This window comes from Pseudomonas fluorescens (assembly GCF_000802965.1).
GTDB classification, from domain to species: domain Bacteria; phylum Pseudomonadota; class Gammaproteobacteria; order Pseudomonadales; family Pseudomonadaceae; genus Aquipseudomonas; species Aquipseudomonas fluorescens_A.
The window spans coordinates 1-750 of sequence record NZ_JSAK01000030.1 but is presented as its reverse complement, the minus strand read 5'-3'; the positions used below and the strand labels follow the sequence as shown (position 1 = coordinate 750).

Here is a 750-nt window from a genome sequence, read left to right as displayed (position 1 = left end):
TCACTGATGATGCTCCTCAAGAGCGACTGAATGTCTTTTTCAGTCTGCTCAATATTGGCCAGATAGTTCGCCAGCGCCTCCTTGAGCAAGGGTTCATCCTTCCAGCTTTGTTTGAGTGCAACTCGATGCTGAACGAGCTCGGCCCTGCGGCGCAGCACGCTTTTGAGCTGCGTGTAAGCCTTGGGCGGTGGGTTCCAGATTCGTAGCCGGTCGGATTCCTTGCTCAGGTAGCGTGCCAATAGCACTGCATCCAAGGCATCTGTTTTAGCTCGAATACCTATTCCATCGCGATATCGGTTGAGCCGAGAGCCATCAATGACGTAAACGTCATGGCCCATCTCGTGGGCCATTTCCGTTGCATCGAGGTGATAAGTATTGGTCGCCTCAAGTGCGATGGCGCTGTTCGCAGGCAGCTTCTTTAGCCACTGTTTGAGAGCAGCGCGCTCGTTTGTAACAACCTGGGTTTTCTGCTGATCGGCTCGATAGACAACGATCTCGTCCTTTGCGACATCCACACCAACGACCACCTGCGAATTCGAGATTGTCATGGCCCATCCTCCGAGCTACGGTTTAAAGGCTTGTTGGGGTTCACCGTTGCGCTGGCTTGCTTCTATCGTCGGTCCGAGCCGATGCATTCCTTATCGGCGCATTAGGTGAAGGGGTGGGACGATGTCTCCCACGGTCTGTACTGGTCAGAGTCAGAAGCGAGGCTTTAGTCCCACCCACCCCTTCAAGTCTAAACATACAAGC

General features: G+C 53.7%; 1 protein-coding gene. It reads right to left on the bottom strand.

Annotated features, from left to right (window positions below; genetic code table 11):
* The coding region (locus NL64_RS30695; RefSeq protein WP_034150377.1) for an IS110 family transposase at positions 1-548 on the bottom strand (548 nt) is incomplete at its 3' end.
* Between the last annotated feature and the right edge of the window lie 202 nt (positions 549-750).